Origin of the sequence: Desulfovibrio sp. (assembly GCF_047607245.1) — a bacterium.
GTDB lineage: Bacteria > Desulfobacterota > Desulfovibrionia > Desulfovibrionales > Desulfovibrionaceae > Desulfovibrio.
The window spans coordinates 1-4,984 of the sequence record NZ_JASGDK010000132.1 but is presented as its reverse complement, the minus strand read 5'-3'; the positions used below and the strand labels follow the sequence as shown (position 1 = coordinate 4,984).

At 56.2% G+C, this 4,984-nt stretch carries 4 protein-coding genes; 3 read left to right on the top strand and 1 reads right to left on the bottom strand.

All coding sequences use genetic code 11. From position 1 onward, the window contains the following. From QM579_RS10655 to nspC, 3 genes are all read left to right on the top strand, one after another. Positions 1-1,416 (top strand): diguanylate cyclase (locus QM579_RS10655; protein ID WP_414999126.1); only part of this gene is annotated, 1,416 nt, incomplete at its 5' end. Positions 1,417-1,931: 515 nt separating this feature from the next. Continuing rightward, complete coding sequence (locus QM579_RS10650; protein ID WP_414999125.1) at positions 1,932-2,396, top strand: VOC family protein; 465 nt, start codon at positions 1,932-1,934, stop codon at positions 2,394-2,396. A gap of 362 nt (positions 2,397-2,758) precedes the next feature. Then, on the top strand, positions 2,759-3,979 hold the full coding sequence (gene nspC / locus QM579_RS10645) for a carboxynorspermidine decarboxylase (RefSeq protein ID WP_414999124.1): 1,221 nt from the start codon (positions 2,759-2,761) through the stop codon (positions 3,977-3,979). Positions 3,980-4,122: 143 nt separating this feature from the next. On the opposite strand, the gene QM579_RS10640 is transcribed toward nspC, so the two are convergent. Further along, a partial coding sequence (locus QM579_RS10640; protein WP_414999123.1) for a polysaccharide deacetylase family protein occupies positions 4,123-4,984 on the bottom strand: 862 nt, incomplete at its 5' end.

Below are 4,984 nucleotides of genomic sequence, written 5' to 3'. Positions count from 1 at the left end.
GTTGGCGAGCTGCTGCTCTTTGCTCTGGCTCTTCTTGGCTATGTTCTCTTTTTGCGGGGAAAGAACAAAAAATCTGCCTCAAAAAGCGAACGCCGCCTGACCAATATGGCCAACAACATCAACGGCGGCGTCATCAGCCTTACACCCAACGTGCGCCTGGATATCCGCAATGCCAACAGTGGGTTCTGGCACCTTCTGGACTATGGCGACAACCCGCCGGAGATGCCAAGCCTTGCCGATTTTCTGCGCCCCGCTGAAGCCGAGCAGCTGTATCGGCGCCTGGAAAGTCAGCAGCAGGAAGGCTCGGCAATCAATATGGAGCTGAGCCTGCGCCGCAAGAATGGCCTTTGGATACCCGCGCTTTTGCGCTGCACATGGTCCAGCGACGAGCACGAGATTTCCCAACCCTGCCTGGACTGTGTGGTTGTGGACATCACCGACCAGAAGCAAATGCAGGAAGAGCTGGAGCAGGAAAAAGAGCGGTACCGCATTATTCTTGAGCAGTCGCAGGACATCATTTTTGATGTGGACACGGAAAAAGGCCAATACACCTGCTCGCCCAACTTTTACACCAAGTTTGGCCGCGAAGGCACGCCGCTTTTCACCCCTGATGGGCGACCACGCAATGACCAGATCGTACACCCGGACGACATTCCCGCTCTTGCGGAAATGCGGCGGCGTGTGCGCGCTGGTGAACGCACGGTCTTTGGCGTCATGCGCGTGCCAACGGCTATGGGCCGTTATATCTGGTGTCGCGTGCAGACCACGCGGATCAGCAAGAAAGATGCTCCCCTGCGCATTGTGGGCAAGATTGTAGACATTGACGAAGAGGTGCGCCGCAGAGCAGAGCTGGAGCGCCTTTCTCAGCGCGACAGCCTCACAGACCTATACAACAAGGTGGCCTTCCGCGAACGAGTCGTACAAAATCTGCCGTGCAAGCCCCAGGGCAACAACACGCACGCCCTGCTTTTTCTGGATCTGGACAACTTCAAGGCACTCAACGACAGCTTGGGGCACATAGTGGGCGACGCCGCCCTGGCCGAAACAGCGGATGCTCTCAAACGCATCTTCCGCAATGCCGATGCGGTGGGGCGCTTTGGCGGCGACGAATTTTGCGTCTTTGCAATGGGCATTACCCCCAACGCTATGTCTGCCCGGGCTGAATCAGTACTGAAGTCACTTTCAATGCATTTTGAGCGCGATGGCAAAGCGGTAGATATTACCGCCAGTATTGGCATATATATGTTCGATGGCAGCGAAACGTCCTATGAAGAAGCGCTGCAAAAGGCTGACAACGCCCAGTACAGGGCCAAACAGCTTGGCAAAAACCGCTATGTTTTCCACGATGATTCGCTGACGGATGAAGCGCCAGCTGCCCAGCAGCAAAGTGACGCGCAAAACGGCGCGGACGATTAGAGTAGTAGTATTTTGGGGTTCTGACGGCTGTTTACTTGTTGGCGAGTAGGCAGCCGATTTTCTTTTTTGAAAGGTGACGGAAAAAAACGTTACTTTTGTGTAAGATACTCGTGCCATGCGTGCTCTGGAGTTTTTCTTCTCTCTATTACTCCCGTCTACGCGGCGGGCGGCCAAAACAAGCGCAACCGGGAAAGCTTCCGTGCCCACAGGGCACAACACACTCCTCACAAAGAGCCAAATTTCCAACCTTTGCCATGCCTTTTTCTCAAAAAAACAAGGCCCCTGGGGGGAAAACTTCAACGGCCTCCAGCAGCCCCGCACCCTGAATAAGGTCAAAAGACAGGTTGGCCTGGGCTGCAACAACAAAAGAGCAGCCTTACGATCAGAGCAACACATGGGTATTATTCGTATCAGTCCGATATGGCCACTGTACAGGTCTTGCTCGATTGGCTAAAAATCTTACTGGTGTTCATAGCCCAAAGTTTGGCTGAAAACCGGGAGAAGAGACACTTATCATGCGTTATGCACATACAAATCTCATCGCTAAAAACTGGCGATCCCTTTCGCTATTTTATCAAAAAGTGTTTGAATGCAAGCCAGTTCCACCTGAACGGGATTTGAAGGGGGCATGGTTAGAACGCCTTACAAGCATGCCGGATGTTCATATAGTTGGTGAACACCTGAGGTTGCCAGGCTACGGCGATGTGGGTCCGACTCTCGAAATATTTAGCTATGATACTTCAACTTCATGTGAGCCAAAGCTGAATCTGCACGGCTTTTCACATATTGCTTTTGAAGTAGAGAATGTCGCTGATACGGTTAATTTACTGCTTAGCGAGGGTGGTGAGCTTGTGGGAGAAATAGTCAGCAGAGAATACGACACATTGGGCACAGGGACTTTTGCATACGCAAAAGATATAGAAGGAAATATCATTGAGGTGCAGAGTTGGACGAAGCATAAGGAAAGCAGCGCAGAATAGCCTGCAAAGTAGAAAATTTCAGGAACCCTCTGCCTTGGCTGAAACGTCGCCGCCGCTGTTGGCCTTGTGTGTGATCTGCCAGTCAAGGAACCGGGTGTGACCGCGCCGACTTCAACCGCAGTATATCCCCCGGTCAGAGGCAAGAGTATTTTGTCCCGGCTGGCCGGGATGGTGAAGAACGCGAAAGAGGTTTTTCTTGCCACTGCCCCCCGATAGAGAGGGGATGGGCAGTATATCATCCTCACAAAACATTCATCCAACCATCCCCCTTGCACCCGCGCCACCAATGCGTCAAAATTCAAAAAGCAGACGCACCCTAATCTTCACGCGCCTGCGAAGCAAATCCACTCAGAGGAATCTCAATGCACTGCCAGCACCTTTTATTCGATCCGGCCCGCATCCCTTCGCCCTGCTTTGTGCTGGACGAAACCCAGCTTTTAACCAATGCCGCGATCCTCAACACTGTGCAGGAACGCACCGGAGCAAAAATCCTCCTTGCCCTCAAGGGCTATGCGGCCTGGGCAACCTTTCCCCTGCTTTCCCGCTTCAAGGGGCATGGCCCGTTGTGGGGCGCGTGCGCCAGCTCTGTGGACGAAGCCCGCTTGGGCCGCGAGGAATTCGGCGGCGAGATACACTCCTTCGCCGCAGCCTGGAACAAGCGTGAAGTAGCGGAACTTCTCACTCTGACGGACCATATAGTCTTCAACTCCTTTGCGCAGTGGCGGGAATTTGCGCCTGCCATTGAAGCCTGGAACCAGGGACGTTGCCCAGACAGACAAATACAGTGCGGCTTGCGCATAAACCCGGAACATTCCGAAGGCGCTGCGGAAATATACAACCCCTGTGCGCCGGGCTCACGCCTGGGCATACGGCGCAGGCATTTCGACCCCACGGCTTTGGACGGCATTTCCGGCCTGCACTTTCACACATTATGCGAGCAGGGTGCAGACGCGCTTGAGCGTACGTTGGACGCAGTGGAAAAAAATTTCGGCCAGTGGCTGCCCCGCTGCAAGTGGATCAACATGGGCGGCGGGCACCACATTACCAAGCCGGGCTATGACCTGGATCTGCTTTGCCGCCTGCTCAGCCAGTGGAGCGACCGTTATCAGGCGCAGATATACCTTGAACCTGGCGAGGCTGTGGCTTTGGACGCGGGCTGGCTGGTCACCACGGTACTGGATGTCATTGAAGCCGACATACCCATTGTCATTCTGGACATAGGCGTGCCCTGCCACATGCCTGACGTCATTGAAATGCCCTACAGGCCGCGCGTGACGTATGAGCATGACGGAGCGGCCGTTCAGGCGGGAGAAGCGGGAGAAAAGGCCTGGACCTGCCGTCTGGCAGGCAAATCATGCCTGGCGGGCGATGTGGCGGGCGAGTATTCCTTTGACGCCCCCCTTAAGCCGGGGCAGCGCCTCATATTTGAAGACATGGCCATCTACAGCATGGTCAAGACCACCACATTCAATGGACTGCGTTTGCCCTCCATTGGCATCTGCGGGCAGGCTGCTGGCGGAGAAGCAGATTTTCGCATGTTGCGCCAGTTTGGCTACGGCGACTTTAAAACCCGGCTTTCCTGATTCATACAGCAATCGCCGCGCCGCCATCAGCGCTCTCAGTGGCGCGGTTTTCAGGTACAAAAAGACCCCCGGCTTGCCGGGGGTCTCGCATATACGTCTATGGTTGTTGCAGCATTGCCGCTCAATCATGAAATTCCAGAAGATCAAGCCCCGGAAGGAGCCGTCTCTGTGGCAGGGGCGGAAACAGGGCCGCCCACAGGCAGACCCGAATTCGGGCCAGGGGCAACGGGCGCTACACGAAGCAGCGGGGGCTGTCCCGCAGGCTGATGCGCCTGGCTGCCGTCGATATTACTGGCCTGATTGTCACCCTGGGCGCTTGACTGAAGGCCTTCAGAGCCTGCGCTTTCGTCAGCTTGCCAGGGGCGGCTGGTGCGGGCCAGGGGCAACGTAGCCGTGCCAGCGGGGTAGCTTTCCGGCGGCATTTCCTGGAAATTTTCCTTGGGCTGGGCAGGCTGTTCAGCCTTGCGCGCTGCTGCGGCAGGGGCAAGCCCATCGGGCCCCAGGCCATCAGGCTGCCCGGCGGGCTGTGAACGGCGCGTCATAAGTACGCCCGGCTCAGGATCAAGCAGCCCGTCCAGATAGTCGCTCACCGTCACAAAACGCTGGCAGCCCCCGGCACGCAAGTCACTGATAATCCGGGGCAGATCTTCCACGGTGCGCTTGTGCGTGTCATGAAAAAGAAACACGCCGCGCAAGGCGCCGGGGCCATAGACCGTGCCACGGGTGCTGCGCAAAACCGCATAGTTGGCGGGCAGGCTTTTCCAGTCACGGCTGTCCAGCGACCAGAGCATGATGCCCATGCCCAGTTCTTCGGCAGCGGTCACCGTGTAGGCATCATAAGAACCATAAGGCGGGCGCACAAAGTTTGGGTTGGCCCCAAGCGAGCGAAGGATCGCGTCCGTGCGGGCAATCTCATTCGCCTTGTTCGCAGGCGAAAGCAGGCGCAGGTTGGGGTGCGAGTATGAGTGATTGCCCACTTCATGCCCCTCGGCCACAATACGCTGC

Excerpts from the sequence above, each read along its gene's own strand:
- QM579_RS10650 (WP_414999125.1), top strand. The coding sequence starts at position 1,932 with ATGCGTTATGCACATACAAATCTCATCGCTAAAAACTGGCGATCCCTT.
- nspC (WP_414999124.1), top strand. The coding sequence starts at position 2,759 with ATGCACTGCCAGCACCTTTTATTCGATCCGGCCCGCATCCCTTCGCCC.